Genomic DNA, 26594 nt, shown 5'->3' on the forward strand with positions numbered 1-26594 from the left:
CGGGTATTTTGGCAAACCGTTAAGTGGTTTCTTAACTCGTTCACTAAGTCTTGTTGTAGTCTTAATTTTACGAAATGTTTTTATTATTAATTGAAAGAATTATGGAATAGGGGGTGAAATAAAATTCCGTTGAACATCTCAAGGGTAACGGCTCTCTCATAACTAATTCTGATATCAGTTGTCGTCTTTCCCTTGGTACTTCTTGATGATGACTTGCAACGCTTGGCTATGTACAAGATCGATGCACTTTGCCATCGTCATCGGCTCTCCAGACATGCTGTCATAGGGCTTTGCCAGAAATTCTTTTGTCAGCGCCCTGACAGCGGTATGCGTTTCCAGAGAATAATCGCCGAACTCCATGTAACCCCTGGCGGTGGCGGCGGCATCGTTTTTGACTTCTTTTGCTGAGTACCCCTCGGCGATACAAACGCTAAGCGCGTAGTTTTTGAGGTACTCGGCAGGGGAGTAGTCAATTTTTGTTGCTGCATTAGCGTTCAACGTTACGGCTATGGCCACAGCCAGTAAGATTCTTTTCACTGGTTATTTCCGAGACGGTTTTTCATTCACTCTAACCGGATTGTCTTTCACCCAATTATCATTAGGGCTCTGTACATAGTCTTTCGCGAGTTTGTCAAGATCTTCACTATGGTACATATCCATGCACTTCATTAAGTCTAAGCGGCTTTTTCCGTCCTTAGCATTGTAATTCTTTTGCAAGTACTGCTTTGTCAGTGCAATTATAGGGGATTCTTCATCACGAATTGCATAGTATGACCAAGCATCGATTCCATTCGATGAGGCAATTGCATCTTTGCTGGCTTCTGGTGATGTCTTATAAGCGACGGAAATGCAGTAGGTTAGAGCAATATCCTTGTAGTTTTGCAAATAGCTTCTGTATGCCGCTTGCGGCGGCCACTTTTCAATCGACTCTTCTTGATTTTTCTGCGCTATAGCGCAAGTGGCATATAGACAAAAAAAGGAGATAAGGATTCTTTTCATCTCAACACTCCAAAATCCGTATGGTTTGTGCAGAGTAATAGATAACCAGCGCATGAGTATCTCAATGCTTGATGGCTAATACCCAGTGAAAATAATTAATAAAACTCTAATTTGCTTAAGTTGATGATTTTATAAAATTGCAACCTACAATATTAATTATTAATTAGAGTAACGTTTGAAGATGGCTTTAGCCTCACTGGAACTCTGAAGCGAAAGGCAATCTAAAGTATGATAACTTCCTTTAACTGAGCCTTGACTATTTTTATTTGCGTACTGTTCAGCCAGTTTTTCGCCTTGTTCGAATGCATCCATGGGGAGTTTACTGAATTCTAAATAGGCGGAAGCGGAACGGAAAGCATCTTGCTTGGTTTTTTCTGAGTCAGTAGACTTCCCAATACAGCGGCTAACCAGCCAATTTTCATAAATTTCGCTTTGAGGTAAGTTTTCTATTTTTATATCTTCCGCAAGCAGCATAGGGGAAACGAGAAGAAGAGCAAGGGCTATGTGGGTAGTCTTCATTTTAATATCCAAAGTGATGCGACTTCAGGAACAAAAGATCCATTCTCAGGATCCCCCATGAAATGACAAGAGTCAGAGCAAATGTCACCGTTCCATAATGTGACATGTCCTCTGGCATTTCGCCAGCCATTTCCTTGTATAACCATTATCCCTTTTTTACCTGAAAATTTAACTGGTGTAGGGGATTTCACCGTGATATCAGGCTTGCCGAAGTTCTTTTCTAAAAAGAGAATCATATCGTTAACACGATAAAGATACCATTTTTTATCTTTACCAGACACAGTCGCATAACCGGAGTTAGAGGGAATTGGTATGCCTGTATAGTTGAGTACATAACTCATTCGAATAGGACAAGCATTTTCAAAAATACCGTTCTCAATATTGCTTTCTACTTTTCCACCAATCAATGCACCCACTTTTTTTACATTGATATTGACTTCAGAAAAACGAATCCATGCGGGCCCAAATAGAGGTTTTTTCATCCTGACTCTCCATTGTATCCATGTTATGAACCCCCGGCCGTAACCGGGGGGGCATGCAGATTAAGCTTCGCGGTTTTCTTTGATGTTCCAACCTGCGCTGCTTTCGGCGCCTTTGCCGCCTTTGTCGCTCTGCTCCCAGTATTGCTGTTTCACTTTCGCCGCCTGGAAGGAGTAAGTGACGCCCACGGTGTCTTCGCCGCCTGCGCCGGTGTACTGCACGGCGGTGACCAGCACGTCGTCCAGGGTGATTTTAACGTACTCAATCTGAGTACCGCCCGCCTTGCAGACAGACAACTCAACCTTGGTCAGGTGCTTACCGCTGGAGCAGTGCTTCAGCAGCGCCGGGGTTGACTTGTCGACCAGCGCGTTAACGTGCAGATCGTTGAAGCACACTTTACCGGCGCCACCGCCGCCGCCAACGCCCATATTGCCCGGTTGAGAAGCGCCCCAGGAGAAAGAAGTAATGTCGGTCCAGCCTTTGTGATTCGAATCTTTAGATTCGCCGCTGGCACCTTCAACTTTCAGGAACATATCAATAGCCATAGTTTCTTCACTCTTTATTAAGGGTTAACAGTAGTATTAACGTTACGTTGAAAAACTCAGGTAATAGCAGCAGGAATTGCAAGTGTGGTAATGCATTACCAATTTATATCCTTGTGCCATGCACCTTATTAAATACCGAAAACTATCGGTACGGGTTACCGAGCCACTATTAAGTGCTAATGGCTCAATGCTTAATTATTTCGCGTTATCTTGATTCCACGTGTGATCTGGATTGCCTACGATAAGCTGACGATATAAAGGTTTCATGCTTTGCCTCCTTTGCAGGGGAAGCGAGTCGCCAGAGCCTCTTCAATCAGGGAGGCAGCCCTTTCGTGCAGGCGCGCAGCGGGAAGTTTATTAAAGAATTCGAACACAAACTCCTGCAGAGTGACGGTTTGTAGCTGGCTGTATTGGCACCAGCTTTTTCCTTCCGTCGCGTCCAGCACGCCCAGCAAATAAATCCGCGCTTTCTCTTTTTCCTGTTTATCTGCACTGCGATAGAAACGGAAAAAGTCGCTGCCTGGCAGATTGACATCATCGGACGTCAAATGCGCTATCGATGTCTGCTCTGCGAAAGCTGGCGGCGCGGCGGAGAGCGAGCAGACGACAGCCAACAGCGATGCCAGATAAAACCGTTTTGTCTTCATCTTTCTTTCCCTGTGATGAGGTTGATGTATCAGCCAGGCCGCATTATCGCGGCCTGACTTCAGTCCATCAGGACGCGTCGTTTTGCTTCAGCGAAGGCAGCTTCGACACCAGGCGCAGGGAGACGGTCAGGCCTTCCAGCTGGTAGTGCGGGCGCAGGAAGAACTTGGCGCTGTAATAGCCCGGGTTGTCTTCGATCTCTTCCACCTGCACTTCCGCCGCGGCCAGCGGTTTGCGCGACTTGGTTTCCTGCGAGGAGTTGGCCGGATCGCCGTCCACGTAGTTCATGATCCAGTCGTTCAGCCAGCGTTCCATGTCGTCGCGCTCGCGGAAGGAGCCAATTTTGTCGCGCACGATGCACTTCAGGTAGTGCGCGAAGCGGCAGCAGGCGAACAGGTACGGCAGGCGCGCGGAAAGCTGGGCGTTGGCGGAGGCATCGGCATCGTAGTATTCCGCCGGCTTCTGCAGCGACTGCGCGCCGATAAAGGCGGCGAAGTCGGAGTTTTTGCGGTGCACCAGCGGCATAAAGCCGTTTTTAGCCAGCTCGGCTTCGCGGCGATCGCTGATGGCGATCTCGGTCGGGCACTTCATGTCTACGCCGCCGTCGTCGCTCGGGAAGGTGTGGCACGGCAGGTTTTCCACCGCGCCGCCGGATTCCACCCCGCGAATGGCGGTGCACCAGCCGAACTCTTTGAACGAACGGTTGATGTTGGCGGCCATGGCGTAGGCGGCGTTGGTCCAGGTGTAATTGCCGTGGGTCGCGCCGTCGGTTTCTTCTTCGAAGTCAAACTCGTCCACCGGGTTGGTGCGGATGCCGTAGGGCAGGCGCGCCAGGAAACGCGGCATCACCAGGCCCAGGTAGCGCGCGTCTTCCGACTCGCGCAGGCTGCGCCAGGCGGCGTACTCGGTGTTCTGGAAAATCTTGGTCAGATCGCGCGGGTTGGACAGCTCCTGCCAGGACTCCATCTGCATCACGCTCGGCGCGGTGCCGGCGATGAACGGGCAGTGTGAGGCGGCGCCGATCTTGGCCATTTCGCCCAGCAGCTCCACGTCCTGCGGGCTGTGATCGAAGTAGTAGTCGCCCACCAGGCAGCCGAACGGCTCGCCGCCGAACTGGCCATACTCTTCTTCATAGACTTTCTTGAAGATCGGGCTCTGGTCCCAGCCCACGCCTTTATAGCGCTTCAGCGTGCGGCCCAGCTCCTGCTTGGAAATGCTCATAAAGCGGATCTTCAGCATCTCGTCGGTTTCGGAGTTGTTGACCAGATAATGCAGGCCGTGCCAGGCGCCTTCCAGCTTCTGGAAGTCGTCGTGGTGAATGATCTGGTTGATCTGCTGCGACAGCTTTTCGTCGATTTCCGCGATCAGCGCCTGGATGGTGCGGTAGGCGTCGGAAGAGACGGTGACGGTGTTTTCCAGCGCCTGTTGCGCCAGGGTTTTTACCGCGTTCTCGACCGCTTCTTTGGCCTGATCGGTCTTCGGCCGGAACTCTTTGTTCAGCAGCGCGCTGAATTCATCGCTGGAAAAAGTCTCGGTGGTCTGCAACGCATTTTGTTGCTGAGGCGAGTTGCTCATCGATTAATCCTCACGCTCGTTGTTGTCGTCGTTAACCGCCGGCTTCGGCGCGTCGGTCAGGGATTGCAGCAGCGCCGGGTTTTGCAGGATCTTGGAGATCAGCTCTTCGGCGCCGTTCTTGCCGTCCATATAAGACAGCAGGTTGGAAAGCTGGGTGCGGGCGTCCAGCAGATTGCCCAGCGAGTCGACCTTGCGGGCGATAGCGGCAGGGGAGAAGTCTTCCATGCTTTCGAAGGTCAGATCGATGTTCAGCTTGCCTTCGCCGGTCAGGGTGTTGTCGACCTGGTAAGCGACGCGCGGCTTCAGCGATTTCATGCGCTCGTCGAAGTTGTCGACGTCGATCTCCATGAACTTGCGTTCTTCCACGCTGGCTTGCGGATCGACCGCTTTCCCCACCAGATCCGCCATCACGCCCATCACGAACGGCAGCTGGATTTTGCGCTCTGCGCCATAAATTTCGACATCGTATTCAATCTGTACGCGCGGCGCGCGGTTGCGGGCGATGAATTTCTGCCCGCTGCGGGATTTCGAGTTTGACATGATTTACTCCATCTAATGGCGATTGGGAACGCGCCTCGTCCGGCTGGGAGAGTCAGGTTCTGATTCGGGTCTGCGCCGGGGCAGACGGTATCGGATGCGTCAAGAGAACAAAGGTCGGCGGCTAGCTGTTCTCCTCGTGGTCGGGGCGACCGAGAATGGTCTCCAGTTGGTTAAGCCCATCGGGCGCCAAATCGCGGACGATTTGCATAAAGTCCAGCGTAATCAGCCGCTGGACCCGATCGATCATCAGCGGCGCCGGGTGGCTCGGCTCATGAAGACGAAAATAGTTTTTCACCTTGTCCAGCATCAATTGGGCGTCGTCGCGCGACTGAATCTGCGCGCTGCGCCAGTTGAGCGGGGTGGTGGCGCTCTGCACGGCAGCGGGTGGTTGCACGGCGGCGGTGTCCGGCGGGGCGTCGGGTTCGGCGGCGGCCGGGGCATCGCTCTGGCCGGCGAGCGCCACCAGGGAAAAGACCTTGGTCAGCGCGCTCATTTCCGGCAGGGCGCTTTCCCCCAGATGGCGGGTCACTTCACTGCGAATGGCGCCCAGGGTGTTGGCAATGTGCGTCACCAGTGCGCCTTCGGGGCGGCCCTGCTGCGCCAGCTCATCCTGCAGCCGTGCGCGGCCGCCGGGAAAGTTGGGGCACTCCTGCTTGCTGCCGTCGAGCAGGGCACCGGCATCGCGCAGCGAGATTTCACCGGCGGCGCTTTTCAGCAGCGGCGCGGTGCGCACGCTGGCGGCCAGCGCGGCTTTGTCGCCAAGGTCGGCCAGCGCGTTGATGCGAAACAGCGGGTCGGCTTCGCCGTCGAACTCCAATGCCGGTTGCAGAGCATCCCAGTAACGGAGTATCGACTGGTGGATCAGCGTCAGCCCGTCGGCGTAGCCCGGCAACCCGCGCAGCTGGGTCCAGGCGCGGGTGAGATACAGCATGACGCGCAGGTCTTTGGTGCGCGCCAGCAGCGAGGTCGCGAGGCGTTCGACCTGCACCCAATCCGGTGCTTCTTCCGGAATGATCGTGCTGCCGAACTGTTGTTCGGCCTTGCCGGTGGCGGCGCGCGCCATGGCCAGAAAGTCGGCGTCGTATTCCAGGTTGTCGCCGCAGGGATTGTCCGCGTCGACCGGGGCCAGCAGGGTATCGGTGTCGATAGCCATAGAATTTCCTTCAACGAACGATGTTAATCAAACATTTGCGGGTACTGGCCGCCGCGGCCGGGGCGTGCCCAGCCGTTGGGCTCGAACAGCAGTGAAAACAGCTGCACGGTGAGGTTGCCGCTGTGCACGTGAGTGTAGAGCGGGTGTCCGTCGGCCTGATTGGTCCACCAGAAGCTGGTGTACTGCGCCGGGTCGAAACAGTCGGCCGCCTGTTGCCAGCCGAGGCCCGGCACGTCCGGATGCTGAAAACCGATAATCGACAATATCTCTGAATCCGCTTCCGCCGGCGGGCTGGGCAGCGCCGGAATAGCCTGCAACGTGCGGTCGATCTGCTCGGCGGAGAAACCGTTGCGCACGCCGTTCAGCAGGGTATGGCCGAGCTGCTGGTACCAGCTCGCCGCCATGTTCAGCTGTTGCGGCCGCCAATCCTGTTGGCTGAACAGGCGCAGCGCGCAGATCGGGTAGCGTCGCCCGACGCGATCGCGCGCCGGCAACAGGCAACCCATCTGCACGTACGGGCTGCCGAGCGTGGCGGGGATCACGAAGTTCCACACCGGTGCATTGCTGAACGGGTGGCCGTTCGGCCCCTGCACATCGCGCTGCAAATTCACCAGCCCGTTATGGAACCAGTGGGCCCAGTTGTTGACCACCGGATCGGGCAGGCGGCGCTGCAGGAAGTCGCCGGCGGAAGGAAGTTTGCCGTACCAGCCGAGGCTCGTCGGGGCGCTTGAATCAGTGCTCATGATCATGTCCTTTCGGGGCTACGGGCACGAGAAGGCCGGCAGTTGGAACGGATTACGGATGCTGTTGGGCGTGAACTCCAGCGTGACGCGATGGCCGTCGAGATTGAACGTCGCTTGGCGGCCGAGACCGCCGGTGCCCGAAGATTGCGCCATGTCCACCAGGCGGTTCAGCGCCCACGGCCCGCTGGTCACCAGGCTGGCGGTGGTGCCGTTGGCCAGCGCCAGCTGCAAATGCACCTGGTTGGTATTGCGGGTGCCCGGCCAACTGACCACCAGCGGCACCTGTGGGCCGTGGCTGTATTTGAACAGCTGGCCGTCGATATCCAGCGTCAGGTTGAGGATATCGTTATCCATCCGCACCGGCCGCACGGTCACGCGGTAGGAGGGCGTCGCGGTACCGTTGGCGAAGAAGGCGTCGCGGATGCGCTGCGCCTGCTGGAAGGAACGCAGGATGCCTTCGCCGCCGGGCAGCGTCTTGCCGTCCACGCCGGGGGTAAAGCGCCAGTTGGCGCGGGTGGTGTCGACCTTGCCCTGCAGATTATCGCGGAAGAAGCTGTCCATCAGCCCGCTGTTCGGCGCGAACATGCGCGCCAGATCGTCCGGCGTCACGTCCTGGCGCGCCCGGGCCACCAGCGGATAACGGCCGGCGATCGCCTGGCGGCAGAAGCTGCCGACCTCGAAGCTGATGCGCTTTTTCACGTTCTCCATCTCTTTGCGCTGGGTGTCGCTGCTGGCGCCGATCGCCAGCGACAGCAGCATCTGTTTGAACGGCACCGGCAAGCGGCCGGATTCGGCCTGCAGACGCGAGATGATATCGCTCGGCGGCGCCGACATGCCGCTGTTGGCCGCGCCCTGTACCGCCGTCAGATAGCTGTACAGCTCATCGACCTGCTTCAGCACGCTGTCGAAAGGGATCGCCTTATTGCCTTCGCCCTGGCTTTGCGCCAGCTCCAGCAGCGGCGCGAAGTGCGCCATCACCAGCTGTTCCGGCTGGACCGACACGTCGCCGTCGGCGTTGGCCGGCCGGTTGGTGAACAGCGCTTCCAGCGTGCGGTTGGCGTTTTGATTCAGCCTGTCTTCGGTTTTGGCCAGCAGCGAACGGGAGTCGGCGTCGCTTTTCTCGTCGCGCAGGGTGACGTTTTTGCTGACGTTGACCAGCAGGTTGCGCATCGGTGACGGGTTGCCGGAGAGCAGCCGCGCGCTGCTGATGCGCTGGGTCAGGTTGCCGATGTTGGCCAGTTGGATATCCCCCAGCAGCGCATCCCAGGCGCTGATGAAATCCTGCATGTACAGCTGGCGGATGGTCTTGGTCAGATCGGCGCTTTTCTGCTCCGGCGTCTGGCTGTTCAACACCCAGACGTCTTCCTTGCGCAGGGTGTCGGTCACCGGGTCGATGTTTTCATTGAACGCTTTCCAGTACCCCTGCGGGGTGAACAGACCCGGCACGCCGTCGGTCACCGGTTTGCCGCTTTTGCGGCTGAACGCCAGCTCGGTCTGCGGGCCGGCCAAATCGACCAGGCTGACCGGCTTGATGTCGGTCTGTTTCAGCAGCAGGCGCTTGAGGCGGCCATAGACGCGCTGCGACAGCGGCGCCCGATTGATGGCGGCCTGCGCCTGCGCCATCAGCTGTTCGTCTTTGGCGTAAGGCGAGGCCTGGATCTGCGTATCCAGCAGCTGACTCAGGTGCCATTCGATCTGCTGCAGCTGTTTCTGCGTGCTGCCCTGCGGCAGGTTGCGCTGCAGGTTGAGCATCACCCAGGCGCGCAGGAATTTGCCGTCGTACTGCTTCGGCAGATACAGCATCTGATAGGCCTTCAGCGCTTCGTAGCTGAAGTCCGCGTCGCCGTGGTTGTCGTTGCGCAGCGTGGTGGCGATCTGTTGCGCCACCTGCGGCAGCAGTAGCTCTTTCAGCGCTTTTTGGTACAGCGCATTGCCGGCATCACCCACCTGATCGCCGCGGAACAGCCCCATGCGGTAGGTGAACGGCGGATCGTCCAGCGAAAAGTTCTGGCTGTCCGGCAGGTGCAGCAGGCTATTGAGGAACGGCAGCAGCGAGAACATGTCGCCGTTGCCCAACTGCGTCAGGTTTTGCCCCTGGCGCTCGACGCCGGGCACCTTGGCGGCCACTTCCGCCAGATAGGCCTTGTTGTTGCCGTAGCTGGTGAACCAGAGCATCGCCAGCACCGCCAGGATCGCCGCCAGCGCGATGTAACCTGCCCAGTGCAGGGCGCGATTGCGGTATTCCCACCAGCGGTTGCTGCCCGCCAGCCCGGATTCCTGGAAGACCACCGATTCCAGCGTCTCTTTCAGGAAGAAGCTTTGGCCTTTGGCCGCCGGTATCGGCGCTTCCTGGCCCACGCTGTCCCAGGCCGCGTTGGCTTGCACCCCTGAGTTTGCCGTCGGCAGCTGCAGGTAGCGGTTCAGCTCGCCCATCACCCGGTCGAACGGCAGGCCTTCCTGCGTGCCGCTGGTGAAATAGATGCCGCGCGGGGTAAAGCGGGTTTCAAAACTGGAGGTGGCGAACACCTGTTCCAGGTATTGGCTCAGCAGCGGGCGCAGGGCGGCGAACTCCTGCGGGAACAGGTAACTTTCGGCGCGCTGGCGCGCGTCGTGCTCCATCAGCAGCGTATCCGGCAGCGCCGCGTCCAGCCGCTGTTGCAGCAGGGCGTATTGCTGTTCGAAGGCGGCGTTCAGATTGAAGTCCGGCTGCCGCGAGCGCTCGTAAGGGAAGGTGAACCCCCAGATCTGGTCGCGCTGTGCTTTGTCGAAGTTGCCGAAGTAGGCCATAAAGCCGTTGAGCAGGTCGGTTTTGGTCACCAGCACATAGACCGGGAAGTGAATGCCCAGCTGCTCGTGCAGTTCGATCAGGCGTTTGCGCAGCGCGCTGGCCTGGGCGGCGCGCGCTTCGGCGCTGTCGCTCAGCAGATCGGCCACGCTGATGGTCACCATCACGCCGTTGATCGGCTGACGGGTGCGGTATTTTTTCAGCAGCGCGACGAAGCTTTGCCACTCGCCGGCGTCTTCTTCGCGCTGGCTTTCCTGGGTGGTGTAGCGGCCGGCGGTGTCGAGCAGCACGGCGTCGTTGGTAAACCACCAGTCGCAGTTGCGGGTGCCGCCCACGCCGCGCAGCGCGGCTTTGCCGAAGCGATCCGCCAGCGGGAAGTGCAGGCCGGAGTTGACCAGCGCAGTCGTTTTACCGGCGCCGGGCGCGCCGATGATCACATACCACGGCAATTGGTACAGGTATTGGCGGCTGAAGCGGGTCATCCAGCGGTGCTTGCCGCCCTCCTGGCCCGGTGCGAAGCGCGCCTTCTTCAGCAGCTGCGCCGCTTCGTCGAAGCGCTGCGCCAGCTGTTCGTCTTGTTTAACTTCGGGCTTGCCGTCTTCAGCCGGCACCGCTTCGGCGGCGCGCAGGTTGCTCAACAGGCGGCTGTTGAACCAGGCGCTGTAAAGGCGCGGGATCAGGCGGCACAGGAACCAGATCAGGTAGATAACGCCGATGGCGATCTGGCGGTTGAGTTCCGGCTCCAGCGGGCGATAGTCGCCGATGGCCACCAGCGGGCCGATCATCCAGATGATGAACGCCAGCGCGGTGATGCCGACAAAGCCCCACAGCAGGCGGCTGGTGATGATGGAGAATAACGTACTGAGCATTACTTTCCGGTTCCTTGCGGCAAGCCGTTGATTTCCGCCTGGGTATTTTCCGGGGCGACCAACAGCGTAATTTCTACCCGGCGGTTCAACGCGCGGTTCACTTTGTTATCGTTCGGCGCGACGGGGTTGCTTTCGCCACGGCCCTCGGCCTTGACCCGCTGCGGGTTGGCGAGGTGCTTTTGCAAACGGGCGCTGACCGCTTCGGCGCGCGCCAGCGACAGCTCCCAGTTGGAGGCGAAACGGGCACTGCGGATCGGCACGTTGTCGCTGTAGCCGGTGACCAGGATCTTGCCGCTGACGCCGTTCATGGCGGCGGCGATGCGGTCGATGACCGGAATATAGTTGGCGCGCACCGTGGTGGCGGCGGAGTCGAACAGCCCGTCGCCCTTGAGGATCACCACGCTTTGCTGCGCTTCGTCGCGCACCACCACCAGCCCTTCGGCGATCTCTTTGCGCAGGAAACTTTTCAGGCTCAGCGTCGGCGGCGCGGCCGGTGCCGGGTTACCGATCGCCACCTGCGGCAGATTGGTTTGGTAAATCGCCGCCAGCACCGGACTGGTGTTGTCGCCCAGCCGCCAGTTGAGGGCGATGAACAGCAGCGAAGCCAGGAAGCCGGTCAGCGCCACGCAGGCCCACAGCGGTACCAGCGGGCGCCACAGCTTCTGCTGCACCGGCAGATCCAGCGCATGAGGCGACAGCGGCGGGGCATAGCCGCCGCGCACCGACCGGATCAGCTGCAGCAGGCGCTGCTTCATGGTTTCCAGCTGCGAGCGGCCGTTTTCCATCACCCGGTAACGGCCTTCAAAGCCCAGCAACAGGCAATAATTGATCAGCTCTAACAGGTTGATGTGCTCGCGCGGGCTTTGCGACAGCTTGGCCAGCAGCTGGAAAAACTTCTCGCCGCCCCAGGTTTCGTTATGGAAGGTTACCAGCAGCCCGCTGCCGGACCACACGCTGTTGCTGCCCCACGGGGTCAGCGCCGCCGCTTCATCCAGCGCGGTGCACAGGCAATAACGCGCGCCGATGATCACCTCGTACGGCAGGTTGGCGCGTTGCCCGCGGATCTCGAAGCGGCGCATTTCGTCGATCAGCTGTTGGCGCAGCTGCGCCGGATTGGCGTGCGTGGCCGACTGGCGGATCTGCGAAATGGCGTTCAGCAGCGGGTTGGCGGCATCTACCAGCGGGTTGGCCGCCGGTGCCGTGCTATTTTCCAGAGTCATAGGTTACCGGTCCGTATGGCTGCGAATCGCCCAAAATTCCATGTCCAGCCCCGGGAATTCGCCGGCCAGGTGCAGGGCGAAGGCGCTGGATTTTTCCATCTGTTTCCACAGGTCGCCGCCTTTTTCCAGCTCGAAGTAGGTGTAGCCGGCGTGATAGGGGATCTGGCGCGGCGCGGCAGGCATGGTGCGCAAACCGATGCCCGGCAGCTGCAGCTGCACCAAATCGCGGATGCGCGTGACTGGGGCAATCTTCATCTGCGCCGGGAAATGGGTCAGCAACACCTCGGCGGCCACGTCGGCGCGCACCGCCAGCACGAAGCCGAAATCGCGCATCATTTTGGCGTCCTGCACGGTGGCGACGTTCAGCCCGTGGGAGCGTTCGACCAGCGTCAGCTGAATGGCGTTGTCTTCCAGCACCACCGACAGCCCCTGACGCAGCAACAGCATCAGCTTGCCGAAGCACAGCGCCAGGTTATCGTGGTCATACACCGGCAGGCGGCCTTCCGGGGTGCGCTGCGCCGAGAAGCTGGCAAGCTCGGTGGCGAACTGCAGCCAATCGGCGAACAGGCGCTCCGGGTGCAGATGATCGAGATGGTAGGCGTGGCTCACCTGGCCGAGATGGCGGTTGATCAGCTGCAGCAGCATGAAATCGACCATTTCGGAACTGCCGCCGCGGCCCGGCTGCAGCAGGCGCTGGCTCATCTGCTGGCTGCGCTGTTGCAGCAGGCCCTGCAGATCGTTGATGAAGGTTTTCAGTACCGGGTTGCCCTGGCAGTTCAGCATCGGCGGGATCTGCGCGGTATCGAGGCGCAGGCTGTTGTCGCCGCGTTTTTCCAGCACGCGGGTCACGCCGAGCGCCGTCCATTCGGCGTTGAGTTCGCTCTCCAACATCAGCCGCAGGCGCAGGCGGCCGAACTGCAGCGCCGCGCTGCCCACCGAGACGGCGTTGAGATCGTCGACTTCGTTCTCGTAAGCCAGATAGCGCGCCAGCGCCTCCGGGCTTTCCTGAAAGATCACGTCTTCACGCCCCGCGCGGTAGGTCGGCAGGGCCAGCACCACGTTTTCACCGGTCTTGTTGTCGGCGATGGCCAGCGGCGCGGGCGCCTGCTGGGCGCCGGAGAAGCGAAACGGCGTGCCGTCCGGCATGATGCCGCTGGCGGCGTTGAGCGCAATCTTGCCCTGGCGCAGCAGCGTTTGGTCCAGATCCAGGGTGAGGAATCCCCAGAAACAGCCGCTGTGGGCCTGGCCCCAGTTGCGCATATAGCCTTCGAGATAGTTTTCCGCCTGCTGGAAATGGTGAGGGCGCAAAAACATCCCCTCAGTCCAGACAACCTTATGAGCATCTTTCATCATCACACCTATAGTTACTTCGCTTCAGCGCAGCGGTAGGTCAGTCGACCTTTTTTACGGGGCGCAGGCCACTCACGCCCGCGACGATATGCGCTTCCAGCTCATCCGGCGAGAATTGCCATACCTTGTAGAAATTGGTTTCGGTGGGTTCCGGCAGCGGCAGTGAAATGCGCCAGGTCTTGCCGTCCAGATTTTGATACTCGGCGATCACACCGATGTAACGCGCGTCCAACGCGCTTTGCCCGCCGAGCTTCTTGCCGGTCTGGCCCGGCGTCAGGAAGAACTGATCGCTGTCCAGCAGGCTGTTGCCGAGCACGCTTTTGGCGTCGTTTTGCAGACTGAAGAAGTCGGCATCCATGAATTCCGCATCCGAACGCAGCAGCAGTACGCGAATTTTTATCGGCGCCGGTTGCGCGCCGGCGGCGGCGTTGACCTGGCGATCGGCATCGAACACCAGGCTATAACGCGACGGCACGCTTTTGGCGGAAGACATGCAACCGCCGAGCGCCAACGCGCTCAGCAGCAGAAACAGCATCCCGCACCAGCGGGAAGCGATAGGGGTCGTCATCATGGGAATCTCGTCGCCCGCAGGCGTGCTGACTACTGGAGGATCCAGGTGGCTGAGCCGGCGTTTTTACACGCCTTACTGTCGCCGCCGACTTTGACGCAGTCCTGTTTGGCGGCGCGCGCACGGCGCGGCAGATCTTTGCGCAGCGTCGATTTGTAGCGCGCTTCCGGCACGCCGGCATTGGCCTGAATATAACCCATCAGATCGCCCCCGCGGATGGCGGAGATCGCCAGCCAGTTGTTTTCCACTTCGCCCAGCGCGTAGAACGCGGCGGCGTTGTCCAGGCTGCCGACGGCGGTGCCGGTATAATTCGGGCTGCTCATGATGCTGGCGGCATACAGGCTGCGGTACTCCTCACCGATCGGCTTGAACTGTTTCGGCGCGCTTACCGCGGCGCGGTGCTGCAGCGTGACGCCGTTGACTTCACTGCTGACGAGGGCGTCGTTATTGAGTGCCGGCGGCGGCGGCGGCGGGGTGGAACAACCGGCAAGCGTCAGGGCGGTCAGCAGCGTCAGGGTAATCCGTGTTTTCACAATATCCTCTTTTCTTGTTTGAATGGCTGTGTAATAAGGCGCCGTCATCAGGGCGCAAGCAGCAACACTTTTAATTGGCTCGGCACGATGCGCATACCGAGCGCGTTGGTGGAGTTCTGCAGGCTGAGGCTGGTCAGCCGGGTGGCCGGGGTGCCTTTGAGCAGCACGGTAAAGGCGCCGGTCAGGTGGCGGGACGGCCCCATCACCGTCCCGGAAGCGACGCCGGTGGCCACGCCGGGGTTGTCGCCGTTGGTCAGCGGCGTCACCGTCGCCATGTTGTGCGCCGGGGTGCCGACGAACAGAATGTTGAACGCGTTCGGGATGGCGGTCGGCGCCAGGGCGATATCCGGGTAGGGCACCGGTACCGGCGCCGGGCTTGGCGTCAGACAGACGTCGGGAAACGCCAGGTCCACGCCGATCATTTGGCTGTTGGCAAACATAAAAGGCCTCCGCAGGTTATCCGACGTGGATTTGTTCCGAATCCAGCTTGGTGATGTCTTTTGAGGTAATGAGCGTGTTGCGGGCATGAATGCGGGCGTAATCTTCCGCCTGATAATCCAGCTGCCCGGCGCGCACGTGCTCGGTTTGGCGCACTTTGCGGAACAGCGAATGGCTGATCTGGCTGACCGAATGCCACAGCGACTCGCAGCGTTTGCCAACCAGGCGGCTGATGCTGACGAAGGCCGACAGCTCCTCGCCGCTGTATTTCATTTTGTCGACGTGGCAGTCGCCGCTGTTGGCCTGCAGCGTCATGGCGTCGCCGCTCAGTTTCAGCGCCTGCGCGCTATGCAGCGACAGCGAACCGTTTGGCGTTTCAATTTGCAGATCGCCTGCGACGCAGAGCCGAGCCGCGCTTTGCGGTTCTGCGCGCTCAAGGACGGCGATCGCCCACAGCTGGTGGCCGCAGCCGGCGACCAGCACGCTATCGCCGAGGGCCGGCGTCAGCAGGCAGCTCGCCGCCCGGCGGCAATGCCAGCCGCGGCCTTCACATTCCACTACCAGGCTGCCGTCCGGCAACAGGTTGACGACCTGGCCGGCGGCCTGTTGGGGCGGTGCGATGTTGACGGCGCGAGTTGTGTTGGCAACGCTCATGGTGATCCCCTCGTGAAGTGGTCAATGCATTCAGATTCGGCTCTGGCGCTGTGCGCTCCAGGTTTCTGCGGCGTACAGCTCTTCGTCGCTTTCGAGGATCCCGCTGCGATCGCCCCAGCGCGTTTGCTGCTGGTGGGCACGATGCATGCGGGTGCGCATAAAGCGCGCGCGCCGGAAATCGGCGGCGCCGATGTCGGCATAACAGAAATCGGCGTAGGTCAGGTCGCTGTCGCTGAAATCACAGCGTGCTGCACGGCTGCGCTGGAACACGCATTGATACAGGCGCGCCTGGCTGAAGTTGGCGGCGTCCAACGTCGCTTCGCTGAAGATCGCCTGATCGAACTGCCCGCCACGGCACTGCGCCTGAGTCAGGTTGGCCTCCAGCCACAGCGACTGTTGCGCCTGCACGCCCGCCAGGTTGGCGCGCCGCAGCGAAGCGCCCTTGAAATTGCTCTGGCGCAGCGTCGCCTGGCTGAAATCGACGTCGTCCAATTGGTTATCGGTAAACTGGCAGGCGATCAGGCGCTGCCCGGCGTAACTTTTGCCTCGATGGTCACATTCGAAAAACGTGACGCGGTCGAAATCTACCCCTTCAAGCCCTGTTTCACAGAGGTTTAAGCGAAAGAACGTGACAAGGGATAACCGCGCCTGATTCAATGCAGCGCCGCTGAGCGGGCTTTCGTAAAAGGTAGTGCGATCGTGTTGAGTGGCGGAAAAGTTCGCGCCGGCCAATTGGCATGACATCCAGTGGCTTTGGTTGAGCGACAGCCGGCTGAAGTCGCTCTGTTCAAGCCGGCAGTCGTTGAACATCGTCAGTTCGATATGGCTCTCGTTGAAGCGGCCGCCCGGCATGGCGCACTGATTGAAGGCCGTTTGCTTCAGGTTCGCCCGTGCAAATTGCGCATGCTCGAGCCGGCAATCGCTGAAGACGCTGTCGCGCAGATCGCAATCGGAGAAGTTCACGCCGTTCAGGTTCAGTTCGTTGAACATGCCACCGGCCAAATCCATACCGGCGAATGACAGGCCGTGCAAATCCTCACCGGCAATCAGCTCGCCGCGTTTCACGCGCTGGCGTATCTGCTCAGGTTTTGAGGTCATACTTCCTTCCCGTTGTGGCGAGGCAAGGTTTTCACCCTGGCGGTATAGGCACCGTCGAGCCGGGTCGCCTGATCCACTTGGGATTGCGACAGGTCAGCCCGGAACAGATTGGCACCCTGCAGGTCGGCGCCCGACAGCACGCATTTTTGCAGGATTGCCGCAATGAAATTGGCGTCGCGCAGGTTGGCGCGAGACAGATCGCTGCGAATGAACAGGCTGCCGCTGCCGTTGGCCTGACGGAAATCGGCCACGTTCAGCCGGGTTTCCGACAGATCGCAGTTGTCGAGGCGCGCACGGCTGAAATTAGCCTTCTGCAACGGCATCTGGCGCAAATTGCACTGGTTTAGCGTCGCGTCGCTGAAATCCGCCTGCGGCAACAGCGTCTTTGCCGCAAAGGCGCAGGCCGTGAGGCGTGCGGCGCGGAAGCTGAGGCTTTGCGTCTCGGTATCAACCCAGGCGCAGCTTTCCAGCCGCGCCCGATCGAAGTTCACCGCCTGCAGCCGGCATTTGACGAAGCTGACTTTGTCGAGCCGGGCGTGGCTGAATGTCAGCTGCTCCAACTGCAGCTCCATCAGCGTAATGTTGGCCAGCGTGGCGCGGCTGAAATCACACTGCCCGAGCAAGGTTTCGTATCCCAGCAAATCGCGTAATGACGCCATCGTGAAATCGCAGCGTTGAAGCAACGTTTGCTGAATATTGGTTTCGTGCAGCGTCGCGCCGCCGAAATTCGTCGCTTCGCATTTCGCCAGGGCCAAAGAGGCGTGGCTCAGATCGGCCTGCTGCAAGACGGCGCCGCTGAGATCGGCGCGCGCCAACATCGCCTCGCGAAGATCGCAACCCACCAGTTGGGTTTGGCGCAGATTAGCGTTTTCCAGCAAAGCGCCGCGCAAGTTAGCCTGGCAGAGATCCATGCCGGACAGATCGGCGCCGGTGAGATCTAGGCCGCTGAGATCCTTATCGCGCAGCATGGCGGCGGCGACGCGTTGGCGAATGATTTGCGCCAGATCGCCGCTTAAACGCAGTGCAGGGCTTTGCGCCTGTGCCGACATTAAATACATTTGGTGCAGCGCGCGCTCGCTTTCCCCCAGCTGTTTGTCGCTAAACGCGTCGGGATGCTGGCGCGCCTCCTGGAACAGCAGATCGCGCTGCTGCTGGTAGCTTTCCGCACCGGATGGCGGCACGTGATCCCCACCAGGGTTGAGCGGATCGATACCCTCGGCTTGCGCCAGCTTGAGCATGTCCTGATACTGCGCCTCGGCCTGGTTTTCCAGACGCTCGACGAATTCGGCGAGCTCGTCCAGCTTCGGCGGCGCTTCTTGCGACGGCAGCGGGAACAGTTCATCGATGTCCCGGCCTTCACGCAGCAGACGCAGGCGATGCTCTTCGCGTTGCTGGTGTTCGTAGGTAGCGATATTTTCCGCCATCGGGCTTTGCTGCGTCGGCGTTTCCGTATCCAGCCAGGCGCCGATGCACGCTTCCGGCAGTAACTCTTGTTCACGAAAAGCGTGTAAAGCCCCCCGTTCTTTATCCAGCCGATGGGCCAACACCTGCCGATAATGCGCGGTGGAGCGGGGCTCGCCTTCGGTTTCCAGGGCCGGCATCAGCTGCATCACGTCGGCGGCATCGTCCTCATTGATGCGCGCGCTACCCTGATAGATCAACAGCATCTGTTCCCGATGCGGGAAGAACCAGACGGTGGTATGGCGCATCGCAATCTCTTCGAAATGCGTTTCGCCGCCGCGCAGTCGGTTGATGAAGCAGCGCGTGCGCCACGGCGGCAAATGCCCTTGCTGTACCGGTTCTGAAGGGTGCATATTCCAAATCCGATAGGCAGCCCGGGGCGGCAAGCTATCACGTTGAGGAAACTGCTGATCGCTTTCCGCCATGTTGAACAGGCGCCAGTCGATATCGTTGGCGAAGCCGGGAAAGCCATTTTTCAACCAGTCGGCGTCGTAGTTTTTACCGATGCGGGAGAATCGGCGTGGCCAGGTGATATCCAACGCGTCAAAGCTTGCCGGTTGCGCGCTTTGCCGAGGAGACGCGAGGCGCCCCTGCAGCGGTTCAACATTGGGTAGGCGATGGATACGGCCTTGCGGAAATGTTTCTGGAGTGGCGCCGATGCCGTGCGGATTATCGGCGAACTGGGTGCCGCCGTAAGCCCGGCGCCAGTCCAGACGCATTTCTGCAAAAGGGAGGGGAGTGGAGGGACGATCGTTGATCCAGTGGCGATCGCCGAAAACCACCAGCGTTTTTTCCAGAGAATCCAGCTGGATCTTCACGGCGCAAGCGGTTTTGTCTTGTTGATGGTGGGTGTAGGCGTTGCCGGTAGCGAGAAACTCCGCGCAGGCTTTGGGAATAGCCAAATCGAGCACGCCGCCGCTCAACGTGAGTTCGTCGGCGGCCAACTGCCACAGCTCCGGTTCGGGACGCAGGCGCGGGGAGGCCCCCATGTCGGCCAAGGCCAAAACGGAAACGCCCAGATGGTTTTGCCCTTGCCAAGAGAAGGGGCGATGAAGCGCGCTGAGGCGCAGAGGTTTTACGACTTTCATTGTGTGTGTAAAGCTTCCTGTGGATATCAGCTGGCAGCCAGGCTGCTTGCTCAAAAACAATCCGTTTTTCGGTTTAATAGATATCAGGCTATGTCACAACAGATGAAGAAAACGATGCGGCGTTAAGCGCCGATCGCTAATGCGGGGGAGAGCCCCGCTTTGAAATGGATGATCAAGAGGACAGTGCGCTGTCCTTCCCGTTTATTCCGCGAACCAACAGCACCGCGGCCACGGACAACGCTGCGGCGATCGCCTTGGCGGTAACTTGGCCGACGCTCTCCAGGTGATAGGGCGCAAAAAAACCGACGCCGGCGGTGCCCAGAATCAACAGCGCAGCGAGCGCTGCAAAACAGGGCGGTTCTATCGCCAGCGCCAGTCTGCCGGTGGGCGCCGCACCCAGGTAACCCATCAAAAAACCGGGCAAAATCAGGAAACCGATCAGTTCTGCGGGGGCATTCACCGCAGACATCACCTGCTGGTTGTATTTCAGCAGCGCCAGCATCAGCGCGACAAAGATCAGCAACCGTACAGGCAACGCGGCCGCTCGGCTTGCCGACAAAAAGGTTTTGCCGATCGCGGCGAGCAATACGCAGCCAACCAGGATGCCAAAGAAGGTAAACAGGATTTGTCCCCAGAGGCTGTCCTGCGTCGAAAAGGCAATGAACGCGCCCATCGTGACACTTCCTTATGCAAGGTGATTTAGCGAACTGATGAACGATAAGCCGTTTGCAGAACGTTGAAATCGGATCGCGTGGTTGAAGGGATCCTTTTCGCTCAAAGTCGGGAAAGCTCTTCGATCACCGCTTTTTTTGGGTTCTTCGGGTCGTACTTTATCGCGATGAAATGGCCCGGCTGATAACGCGGCAAATCCACGACGCTGATCGGGCCTTTCGCCACCGCCGTATGGTTTTTTCCCTCTTGGGCGATGTACTTGACTTCGACTTCGCAGACCGGCCGATTCCCATCCCACAGGTTGGTCTGGCGAATGCTGACGATTTGCCCTGAGGCGGAAATACCGTTCTCCATCACGCTGAGGGACGAACCGATATGTTTGAAATAGCCCCAGATATCGACCGTGATAAATTTGAAAAAGCCCACCAGGCTGAGGATGGGAGCCAATAAAATCAAACCGATAACGGTGAAAACATTTTTGGCCTTCGACATGGGAGTCCCTTTACAAGAAGATCGCCAGCGCCTTGGTGCTCAACCGTAAGGCGCCGTTGGTGACCAGCGCGCCAAGCTGAGTGAACGTCATGGGATCATTACTGAGCTTGAAATTGGTTTTGCTGATCGACAGCGGGTTGTGCGAGATATCCAGCATCGTGTGTTTCAGGCTGGTTGCCGTCAACGAAAGGTTGGATCCGTAGAAGGCAAAGTTGGCCCCGGTCGCCACCCATTTCCAACCGTGGCAGTTATCTTTCCAACTCGGTGTTTGCACCGAGACGCCGTCTGCGCTGGTGATATCGATGGTTTTCGCCTTGATGGTCAGCGTGCCGGTTATTGTCGTGTTCTGGTTGTTATTGTAGGTTTCGGTGACATCCCCGGTCACGGTAGCGGTCTGGCCGCCCGCTTCAATCGTCAGAATTTGCCCGCCGGCGGTGATGGTGGTGTGCTGGCCGCCGGAGGTGATGTTGACCGTCTGCCCCTGTTTGATGGTGCTGGTCTGTTGCCCTTCGGTAATGTCGAGGGTCTGGTTGCCTTTCACCGTGACATGCTGGGTTTGCGTAATGTTTTGCGTCTGCGCGCCGTCAAGCTTGAAGGACTGATTGCCGGTGATGTCGATTTTATCGCCGCCGTCGATAATCGTCAGGTCGCGGCCGCCTTTGATGTTCACCGTCTGGTGAGCGTTCAGGTGGGCGGTTTCCAGCCCATTGACGGTAGTCGTGCGTTTCGCTTTGTACAGGAACGTGGCGTCGCCGGTGACGGTGTCGTCCTGCTGGCGCCCGATGGTGGTAGTGCGACTGCCGTCAATATTGACGTTCTTGTCGTTCTCCACCGTCATGTTCATGTTGCGTTCGGCATGCATGTCGAACGATTCGTTGCCGGGCGAGTCTTCCAGAAACAGGAAGCTGGCGTTGTCGGCACCGCCGCCTTTACTGCGGCTCATAAAGCCCATTTTAGTGGCGTCGCCGGGCAGATCCCACGGCGGCATGCTGTCTTCGTTGTAAACGCGGCCGGTGATGATAGGGCGATCCGGATCGCCGTTGATAAAGTCGACCACCACTTCCTCACCCACGCGCGGGATCTGGATCCCGCCGTATTTCCAGCCGGCCCAGGCGCTGGAGACGCGCACCCAGCAGGAGCTGGTTTCATTGCCGCTGCCGTGGCGATCCCAACGGAATTTGAGTTTCACCCGGCCATATTTATCGGTCCAGATGCTTTCGCCTTCCGGCCCCACCACTTCGGCAGTTTGCGGGCCATGGGTTTTCGGCCAGGGCGTGGTGCGCGCCGGGCGCCAATTGATGTCTGCCGGAACGACCTGAAATTCGGTTCGCTGCTCGCCAACATCGTTATCGTTGCTGGCGTAGCTGTTTTCCTGCATGAAGTAATGCGCGCTGACCACCAGGTAGGCGCGGTTGTCTTCCATACGCGGCGCCTGGGTCAGTTGAAAACGGTAGCCGGGCGCAATGCCCTGCGAATTGCCTTCGCCGCTCATCTGCTCGTGCTGCGCTTCGAACTCCTGCTGGCGAACCTTGACGTAAAACTGGCCGTGGGCGTGATCGGTATAACGGCCGGGCCAGTCGAACACCTCGGCTTTGTCCTGCGCGAACGAGACGGGATTTTGCCGGGCCTCCAGCAACCGCGCGCGCGGCTTGCGAAAATCGTAGTCATCCAGGCTATAGAGGCTGGGCGTGATGGCGTCAGAAACGCTCCAGCTGTTGATGCTGTCTTTGTTTTCCACCAGGCCGCCTTCCGCGAGCTGATAGGGAATGCTGGCGTAGCCGGCGAGTTCCTGATGTGCCGACGGCGCGTCAGCCAGCACCAGCGTATGGCCGTCTTGCTGGTGCGTGAAATAGTAATAGATGCCTTCGTGTTCCATCAGGCGGCTGATGAAATCGAAATCGCTCTCCTGGTACTGCACGCAGTACCCCCAGATACGGTAGTCGTAACTCAGGCGGTTATCGATTTTCACCTGATACTGCCCCAGCACCTGAGTCAGGATGTCGGGAACGGTCTTTTCCTGGTAGATGCGAAAATCGCGGTTTTGCGTCAGATACCACAGCGTGGGGCGCAGCACGGCGCGGTAGATATAGTAACGGTTGCCGCCGGCTTCTCGTCCGGAGAGGGTCATGCGCGTGATATTGCCGTTGAGATAACGCGGCGCCAGCGGATTGCCCCGCAGCTCCAGCGTGATTTTTTGTCCCAGTAGCGCTTTCAGATCGAGCCGATTGTCAGGACTGAGCAGTTCGACGTCGAACTCGAACAGCCCGGCCAGTTTTTCCTCGCCGGAAAGGCTTCGGAACAACAGCTGATGGGAGGGCAAAGGCGTGTGCGCAATGATAAGACGATCCATACTATTCCCCGCTTTAGGCATAGCTACCGCACGAGAATTGACGCGCGATCCCGATGGCGTATCTGTCACGAATGGAGACAGGAACTGACGAAAGATTTAACAAAGTTTACACAAAGGCACGATTTGTGCAGTCTACAATAGAGCTCTGCATTTGCAAAATAGCCTTGTGGATCAATGCTCAATTCGTTAACTTGCTCACGATCTTGCTTTTTATTATCTAAAACATATAGATACGAGTAGATTGTTTTTTATCTAAAATTATTGGGAAATTGGTAATACCAAAAAGTAAATCTGTAACACTTAAACCAACGTGTTTATAAAACAACTCTTTTTTTTCGTAAAAAAAGTCACTGACTGTTTTTTATCCTTACCATTTGCCAGTTAAAGATGATCAAATATATAAATTTGGCGAATGTTAATTCGGATGATTCCTATTTGGCAGGCCTCTCAGGGCCCACCGGCGAGCCCTGGAACATGCGTTCGAACGGTTGAAAATGCAGCGAATGCCGTCGTTAACGTAGGGAGGGGGCGAAGGAGAGTTGGCCTATCAGCTCACAGAGCCAGATTAACGCCGGGTCGCGTTGCGCCTGCCTGCCGGCGATCAGCTCAATGGGGAAAGGCGCGATGGCCAACTCGTCGGGCAGCGGGAGAATGCGTACGCGTTGTGGATCGGAAAAATGCCGGGCCGCGCTGGCGGCCAGGGTGGCGATCAGATCGCTGTCGGCGACCACAGCCGGCAGAGCGGCAATATGTGAAAAGGTTACGGCGACGCGCCGTTGACCGCCGATTTCCGCCAGGCGCCGGTCGACCAATCCCCTGGCAGAGCCGTCGTCTGCCGGTGCGTACAGCCCATGCGGCAGGCTGAGGTAGCGTGCCAGATCCCAGCGGCCATCCGCCAACTGTGGGTGTGAACGGCTGGCGATACACACCAGATGTTCTTCAAACAACGTGCGTACATAGTGGCTTTCCGCTCCGGAAAGGTGCCCTCCCAGCGCGATATCCACCTCGCCGCGATCCAGTTGCCGGTAAATATTTTGGCGATCCAGGCGCGAAACGCGAATATCGATGCCGGGTGCTGTCTGACGTAACCGACTGATGATAGCGGGCAACAGCAGAATATCGGCGTAGTCGCCGGCCGCCAGCGTAAAGCGCCGTTGCCCGGCGGTGGCCGGATCGAAACGGGCAGGGGGCGCCAACGCCAGATGGATCTGTTCAAGCACCTGCTGTATCTGCGGCATAAGCTGATGGGCGCGTGGCGTAGGCGCCATGCTGCCGCCGCTGCGAACAAACAGTGGATCGTTCAGCAGCGTGCGCAGCCGTGCCAAAGCATTGCTGACGGAGGGCTGGGCGCGGTTAAGACGCCGGCCTGCGGCGGTGACGTTGCGCGTCTGATATAACGCCTCGAACACCACCAGCAAGTTGAGATCGACGTTGGCCAAATTCATTTTATGAATACTCTATATACAGATAATCCATTTCCAGAATCATACTGCGTTCTCTAGGCTGGAAGTACACGAATTTAGCCTTCAATCAGGGGAAATGATGAACAAAGTCTTGATCACCGGCATTGAGCCGTTCGATGGCGATGCGGTGAATCCTTCCTGGCAGATTGCGCAGGCGTTGGCCGGTGAACATATTGCCGGCGCGGAGATCGCGGCGCTTGAGCTGCCTTGCGTGTTGGGCGAGGCCAATCAGCAATTGATCGCGGCGATTGAGGCGCTGCAGCCGCTGGCGGTGATTTGTCTGGGCCTGGCCGGCGGCCGGGCCGAGATATCGCTGGAACGGGTGGCCATCAATCTGATCGATGCCCGCATTCCCGACAATGCCGGTAAACAGCCGGTCGACATACCGGTGGTGGCCGGCGGGCCGGTGGGGTATTTCAGCACGTTGCCGGTCAAGGCCGCAGTGCAGCAGCTGTGCCGACAGGGGATCCCGGCGGCGGTCTCTTATACGGCAGGTACCTATAACTGCAACCATATTTTTTACGGTCTGCGGCACTATCTCGAGACGCAGCACGCGAGGGTCAGGGGCGGATTTGTGCATGTCCCGTACAGCCATGCACTGGCGGCGGCGCATCCGGGCAAGCCGAGTATGGCGCTGGCGACGATGGTGGAAGCGGTGCGCACTATTGTGCAGGTGACGCTGACGGTCGAGGAGGATGTGCGATTCGGCGACGGCGCCGTACATTAACAGCAGGGCGTGGTGCGCCACGCCCTGCTACGGGTTATTCATCGGCGACGCGGATCACCAGTTTGCCGAAGTTTTTGCCCTGAAGCAGGCCGATAAACGCCTGCGGCGCCTGCTCCAGTCCGTCGACGACATCCTCGCGGAACTTGATTTTCCCCTGTTCGACCCAACTGCTCATTTGTTGCAGGAACTCGTCAAAGCGTGAGCCGTAGTCGTCGAAGATGATAAAGCCCTGCATACGGATGCGTTTGCGCAGGATCAGCCCCTCCAGCAGCGGCAAACGGTCCGGCCCCGCAGGTAACCCGGTGGCATTGTAATGGGCGATGATGCCGCAGACCGGAATGCGGGCTTTGGCGTTCAACAGCGGCAGTACGGCGTCGAACACCGCCCCACCGACGTTTTCGTAATAGATGTCGATGCCTTTAGGGCAGGCGGCCGCCAGCTGTTCGGCAAAGTCAGGGGCGCGGTGATCGATACAGGCGTCGAAACCCAACTCTTCCACCACATAGCGGCATTTTTCCGCCCCGCCGGCAACGCCGACGACGCGGGAGCCTTTCAGCTTCCCGATTTGGCCGACCACTGAACCGACTGCCCCGCTGGCGGCGGCCACCACCAGCGTTTCATCCGCCTGCGGTTGACCGATATCGAGCAGCCCCATGTAAGCGGTAAACCCCGGCATGCCCAGCACGCCCAGCAGGCGGGAAGGATGCGGCAGGTGCGGGCCGAGGTTGCGCAGGCCGCTGCCGTCGGACAGGGCATAATCCTGCCAGCCGTCATAACCCAACACCCAATCGCCGACGTTGAAGTCGGGATGCTGTGAGACCGCGACGCGCGATACCGTGCCGCCCACCATCACCTGACCGATCTCGACCGGCGGCGCATAGGAAGGGGCATCGCTCATGCGCCCGCGCATATAAGGATCCAGCGACAGATAAACGGTACGCAGCACCAGCTGCCCGGCGCCGGGCTGTGGCACGGGGACAGTATCGAGACGGAAGTTCGCCGCCGTCGGTTCACCGTGCGGACGCGAAGCCAGCAGGAAGCGGCGGTTCTGTTGAGAAGGGGACATCGAAAGCTCCTTTGCGTTGCGACAAACAAGATTCGTTAAGCCTAGTCCAGGGGCGGCAAGGCAACGTTACCGAATGTGCTTAGCCTTAGAGCGGAACGATCAGCACGTCGATATGGCTGATATTGATAAAGCGGGCGGCGGAACAGGAGACCTTATTCATCATGCCGTCACGATGATTGCCGCACAGCAGCAGGTCGAACGGTTGACGGCGGCTGGCGTATTCCAGGCTGTCACCCAGCTCGCCGTGCACGATCAACGTATCGGCGATCGGGTAACCGGCGCGTTGACGCAGTTCCTCCATAAACAACCGGGTTTCCTCCTCCATCAACGAACGTAAATCGCCCAGCATCGGCCCGGCGAAATTATTGTACATTTCCGGGTTGGCGAGGGTGCTTAACAAGGTGATGCTGCCGCCGTAAGGGCGAACGATGGAGACGGCCTTTTCCACCAGGCGGTGGCTGTCAGGGGCAACGGCGACGGTGACCAGAACGTTTTGATACCCCATATCCTACTCCTTGTTGTATCCATCGTGTTTCAGGCTGCCGCATCGGCGGCCTTGGT

Annotated in this window: 26 protein-coding genes; 1 reads left to right on the forward strand and 25 read right to left on the reverse strand. The window is 59.0% G+C overall.

Annotation, left to right across the window (positions count from 1 at the left end; all coding sequences use genetic code 11):
* Positions 1-174: 174 nt before the first annotated feature.
* The 23 genes from ACUTSC_RS13475 to ACUTSC_RS13585 all read right to left on the reverse strand — a co-directional run bounded on the left by ACUTSC_RS13475 (position 175) and on the right by ACUTSC_RS13585 (position 24222).
* The gene (locus ACUTSC_RS13475; protein ID WP_194243059.1) at positions 175-522 is read right to left on the reverse strand and encodes a T6SS amidase immunity protein Tai4 family protein; all 348 of its coding nucleotides are present in this window, start codon (positions 520-522) and stop codon (positions 175-177) included.
* Between the two features lie 18 nt (positions 523-540).
* On the reverse strand, positions 541-999 hold the full coding sequence (locus tag ACUTSC_RS13480) for a T6SS amidase immunity protein Tai4 family protein (protein ID WP_060420901.1): 459 nt from the start codon (positions 997-999) through the stop codon (positions 541-543).
* Between the two features lie 159 nt (positions 1000-1158).
* A complete protein-coding gene (locus ACUTSC_RS13485; protein ID WP_060420730.1) occupies positions 1159-1518 on the reverse strand; it encodes a T6SS amidase immunity protein Tai4 family protein in 360 nt (119 codons plus the stop codon).
* On the reverse strand, positions 1515-2000 hold the full coding sequence (locus tag ACUTSC_RS13490) for a type VI secretion system amidase effector protein Tae4 (protein WP_072265414.1): 486 nt from the start codon (positions 1998-2000) through the stop codon (positions 1515-1517). The genes ACUTSC_RS13485 and ACUTSC_RS13490 overlap by 4 nt, the downstream gene beginning before the upstream one ends.
* A 60-nt stretch (positions 2001-2060) precedes the next feature.
* A complete protein-coding gene (locus ACUTSC_RS13495) occupies positions 2061-2543 on the reverse strand; it encodes a type VI secretion system tube protein Hcp (RefSeq protein WP_197772850.1) in 483 nt (160 codons plus the stop codon).
* 263 nt (positions 2544-2806) lie between these two features.
* Positions 2807-3190 carry a Rap1a/Tai family immunity protein gene (locus tag ACUTSC_RS13500; protein ID WP_197767964.1) on the reverse strand — a complete coding sequence of 128 codons (384 nt, stop codon included), beginning with the start codon at positions 3188-3190 and terminating at the stop codon, positions 2807-2809.
* Between the two features lie 67 nt (positions 3191-3257).
* Positions 3258-4763, reverse strand: a complete 1506-nt coding sequence (gene tssC / locus ACUTSC_RS13505; protein ID WP_019452990.1) for a type VI secretion system contractile sheath large subunit — start codon at positions 4761-4763, stop codon at positions 3258-3260.
* Between the two features lie 3 nt (positions 4764-4766).
* On the reverse strand, positions 4767-5303 hold the full coding sequence (gene tssB / locus ACUTSC_RS13510) for a type VI secretion system contractile sheath small subunit (RefSeq protein ID WP_047730442.1): 537 nt from the start codon (positions 5301-5303) through the stop codon (positions 4767-4769).
* A gap of 121 nt (positions 5304-5424) precedes the next feature.
* On the reverse strand, positions 5425-6456 hold the full coding sequence (tssA, locus tag ACUTSC_RS13515; RefSeq protein WP_197767963.1) for a type VI secretion system protein TssA: 1032 nt from the start codon (positions 6454-6456) through the stop codon (positions 5425-5427).
* Positions 6457-6479: 23 nt separating this feature from the next.
* Positions 6480-7199 carry a type VI secretion system-associated protein TagF gene (tagF, locus tag ACUTSC_RS13520; protein WP_197767962.1) on the reverse strand — a complete coding sequence of 240 codons (720 nt, stop codon included), beginning with the start codon at positions 7197-7199 and terminating at the stop codon, positions 6480-6482.
* Between the two features lie 18 nt (positions 7200-7217).
* The gene (gene tssM / locus ACUTSC_RS13525) at positions 7218-10853 is read right to left on the reverse strand and encodes a type VI secretion system membrane subunit TssM (RefSeq protein ID WP_197767961.1); all 3636 of its coding nucleotides are present in this window, start codon (positions 10851-10853) and stop codon (positions 7218-7220) included.
* The gene (locus tag ACUTSC_RS13530) at positions 10853-12073 is read right to left on the reverse strand and encodes a DotU family type VI secretion system protein (RefSeq protein ID WP_197767960.1); all 1221 of its coding nucleotides are present in this window, start codon (positions 12071-12073) and stop codon (positions 10853-10855) included. Before ACUTSC_RS13530 ends, tssM begins: the two co-directional genes overlap by 1 nt.
* 3 nt (positions 12074-12076) lie before the next feature.
* Entirely contained in the window at positions 12077-13423 is a 1347-nt protein-coding gene (gene tssK / locus ACUTSC_RS13535) for a type VI secretion system baseplate subunit TssK (protein ID WP_049188445.1), read from the reverse strand.
* 40 nt (positions 13424-13463) lie between these two features.
* Positions 13464-13994: a type VI secretion system lipoprotein TssJ gene (tssJ, locus tag ACUTSC_RS13540; protein WP_197767959.1), complete on the reverse strand. Its 531-nt coding sequence runs from the start codon at positions 13992-13994 to the stop codon at positions 13464-13466.
* A gap of 29 nt (positions 13995-14023) precedes the next feature.
* Positions 14024-14524 (reverse strand): type VI secretion system accessory protein TagV, encoded by a 501-nt coding sequence (gene tagV, locus ACUTSC_RS13545; RefSeq protein ID WP_063990282.1) that lies wholly within the window; start codon positions 14522-14524, stop codon positions 14024-14026.
* 47 nt (positions 14525-14571) lie between these two features.
* Positions 14572-14964: a DUF4150 domain-containing protein gene (locus tag ACUTSC_RS13550; protein WP_004934933.1), complete on the reverse strand. Its 393-nt coding sequence runs from the start codon at positions 14962-14964 to the stop codon at positions 14572-14574.
* 16 nt (positions 14965-14980) lie between these two features.
* Positions 14981-15616: a DUF3540 domain-containing protein gene (locus ACUTSC_RS13555; RefSeq protein ID WP_063990281.1), complete on the reverse strand. Its 636-nt coding sequence runs from the start codon at positions 15614-15616 to the stop codon at positions 14981-14983.
* A 30-nt stretch (positions 15617-15646) separates the two neighbouring features.
* Positions 15647-16714 carry a pentapeptide repeat-containing protein gene (locus tag ACUTSC_RS13560; RefSeq protein WP_443002607.1) on the reverse strand — a complete coding sequence of 356 codons (1068 nt, stop codon included), beginning with the start codon at positions 16712-16714 and terminating at the stop codon, positions 15647-15649.
* Entirely contained in the window at positions 16711-19263 is a 2553-nt protein-coding gene (locus tag ACUTSC_RS13565; RefSeq protein WP_445653380.1) for a DUF2169 family type VI secretion system accessory protein, read from the reverse strand. Before ACUTSC_RS13565 ends, ACUTSC_RS13560 begins: the two co-directional genes overlap by 4 nt.
* Positions 19264-19435: 172 nt before the next feature.
* Entirely contained in the window at positions 19436-19936 is a 501-nt protein-coding gene (locus tag ACUTSC_RS13570) for a hypothetical protein (RefSeq protein ID WP_197767955.1), read from the reverse strand.
* Positions 19937-20037: 101 nt separating this feature from the next.
* On the reverse strand, positions 20038-20427 hold the full coding sequence (locus tag ACUTSC_RS13575; protein ID WP_445653381.1) for a DUF3592 domain-containing protein: 390 nt from the start codon (positions 20425-20427) through the stop codon (positions 20038-20040).
* A 10-nt stretch (positions 20428-20437) separates the two neighbouring features.
* A complete protein-coding gene (locus tag ACUTSC_RS13580) occupies positions 20438-22777 on the reverse strand; it encodes a type VI secretion system Vgr family protein (protein ID WP_445653382.1) in 2340 nt (779 codons plus the stop codon).
* 512 nt (positions 22778-23289) lie between these two features.
* Positions 23290-24222, reverse strand: a complete 933-nt coding sequence (locus ACUTSC_RS13585; RefSeq protein ID WP_197767953.1) for a LysR substrate-binding domain-containing protein — start codon at positions 24220-24222, stop codon at positions 23290-23292.
* A gap of 97 nt (positions 24223-24319) precedes the next feature.
* Here ACUTSC_RS13585 and pcp point away from each other — a divergent pair, with 97 nt between their 5' ends.
* Complete coding sequence (gene pcp, locus ACUTSC_RS13590; protein WP_445653383.1) at positions 24320-24967, forward strand: pyroglutamyl-peptidase I; 648 nt, start codon at positions 24320-24322, stop codon at positions 24965-24967.
* A gap of 34 nt (positions 24968-25001) precedes the next feature.
* On the opposite strand, the gene ACUTSC_RS13595 is transcribed toward pcp, so the two are convergent.
* The gene (locus tag ACUTSC_RS13595) at positions 25002-26033 is read right to left on the reverse strand and encodes an NADP-dependent oxidoreductase (RefSeq protein ID WP_445653384.1); all 1032 of its coding nucleotides are present in this window, start codon (positions 26031-26033) and stop codon (positions 25002-25004) included.
* Between the two features lie 85 nt (positions 26034-26118).
* Complete coding sequence (uspC, locus tag ACUTSC_RS13600; protein ID WP_197767951.1) at positions 26119-26538, reverse strand: universal stress protein UspC; 420 nt, start codon at positions 26536-26538, stop codon at positions 26119-26121.
* Positions 26539-26594: the final 56 nt, after the last annotated feature.

The organism is Serratia sp. TSA_105.2 (assembly GCF_052692115.1).

What these genes read in the sequence shown, in the direction of transcription:
- ACUTSC_RS13485 (WP_060420730.1), bottom strand. Translation starts at nt 1,518, where the DNA reads ATGAAGACTACCCACATAGCCCTTGCTCTTCTTCTCGTTTCCCCTATG.
- ACUTSC_RS13570 (WP_197767955.1), bottom strand. Translation starts at nt 19,936, where the DNA reads ATGGGCGCGTTCATTGCCTTTTCGACGCAGGACAGCCTCTGGGGACAA.
- ACUTSC_RS13565 (WP_445653380.1), bottom strand. Translation starts at nt 19,263, where the DNA reads ATGAAAGTCGTAAAACCTCTGCGCCTCAGCGCGCTTCATCGCCCCTTC.
- ACUTSC_RS13530 (WP_197767960.1), bottom strand. Translation starts at nt 12,073, where the DNA reads ATGACTCTGGAAAATAGCACGGCACCGGCGGCCAACCCGCTGGTAGAT.
- ACUTSC_RS13480 (WP_060420901.1), bottom strand. Translation starts at nt 999, where the DNA reads ATGAAAAGAATCCTTATCTCCTTTTTTTGTCTATATGCCACTTGCGCT.
- ACUTSC_RS13575 (WP_445653381.1), bottom strand. Translation starts at nt 20,427, where the DNA reads ATGTCGAAGGCCAAAAATGTTTTCACCGTTATCGGTTTGATTTTATTG.
- pcp (WP_445653383.1), top strand. Translation starts at nt 24,320, where the DNA reads ATGAACAAAGTCTTGATCACCGGCATTGAGCCGTTCGATGGCGATGCG.
- tssB (WP_047730442.1), bottom strand. Translation starts at nt 5,303, where the DNA reads ATGTCAAACTCGAAATCCCGCAGCGGGCAGAAATTCATCGCCCGCAAC.
- ACUTSC_RS13585 (WP_197767953.1), bottom strand. Translation starts at nt 24,222, where the DNA reads ATGAATTTGGCCAACGTCGATCTCAACTTGCTGGTGGTGTTCGAGGCG.
- ACUTSC_RS13495 (WP_197772850.1), bottom strand. Translation starts at nt 2,543, where the DNA reads ATGGCTATTGATATGTTCCTGAAAGTTGAAGGTGCCAGCGGCGAATCT.
- ACUTSC_RS13500 (WP_197767964.1), bottom strand. Translation starts at nt 3,190, where the DNA reads ATGAAGACAAAACGGTTTTATCTGGCATCGCTGTTGGCTGTCGTCTGC.
- ACUTSC_RS13560 (WP_443002607.1), bottom strand. Translation starts at nt 16,714, where the DNA reads ATGACCTCAAAACCTGAGCAGATACGCCAGCGCGTGAAACGCGGCGAG.
- uspC (WP_197767951.1), bottom strand. Translation starts at nt 26,538, where the DNA reads ATGGGGTATCAAAACGTTCTGGTCACCGTCGCCGTTGCCCCTGACAGC.
- ACUTSC_RS13555 (WP_063990281.1), bottom strand. Translation starts at nt 15,616, where the DNA reads ATGAGCGTTGCCAACACAACTCGCGCCGTCAACATCGCACCGCCCCAA.
- tagF (WP_197767962.1), bottom strand. Translation starts at nt 7,199, where the DNA reads ATGAGCACTGATTCAAGCGCCCCGACGAGCCTCGGCTGGTACGGCAAA.
- tssM (WP_197767961.1), bottom strand. Translation starts at nt 10,853, where the DNA reads ATGCTCAGTACGTTATTCTCCATCATCACCAGCCGCCTGCTGTGGGGC.
- ACUTSC_RS13595 (WP_445653384.1), bottom strand. Translation starts at nt 26,033, where the DNA reads ATGTCCCCTTCTCAACAGAACCGCCGCTTCCTGCTGGCTTCGCGTCCG.
- ACUTSC_RS13550 (WP_004934933.1), bottom strand. Translation starts at nt 14,964, where the DNA reads ATGTTTGCCAACAGCCAAATGATCGGCGTGGACCTGGCGTTTCCCGAC.
- tssJ (WP_197767959.1), bottom strand. Translation starts at nt 13,994, where the DNA reads ATGATGACGACCCCTATCGCTTCCCGCTGGTGCGGGATGCTGTTTCTG.
- tssA (WP_197767963.1), bottom strand. Translation starts at nt 6,456, where the DNA reads ATGGCTATCGACACCGATACCCTGCTGGCCCCGGTCGACGCGGACAAT.
- ACUTSC_RS13580 (WP_445653382.1), bottom strand. Translation starts at nt 22,777, where the DNA reads ATGGATCGTCTTATCATTGCGCACACGCCTTTGCCCTCCCATCAGCTG.
- ACUTSC_RS13490 (WP_072265414.1), bottom strand. Translation starts at nt 2,000, where the DNA reads ATGAAAAAACCTCTATTTGGGCCCGCATGGATTCGTTTTTCTGAAGTC.
- tssK (WP_049188445.1), bottom strand. Translation starts at nt 13,423, where the DNA reads ATGAAAGATGCTCATAAGGTTGTCTGGACTGAGGGGATGTTTTTGCGC.
- tssC (WP_019452990.1), bottom strand. Translation starts at nt 4,763, where the DNA reads ATGAGCAACTCGCCTCAGCAACAAAATGCGTTGCAGACCACCGAGACT.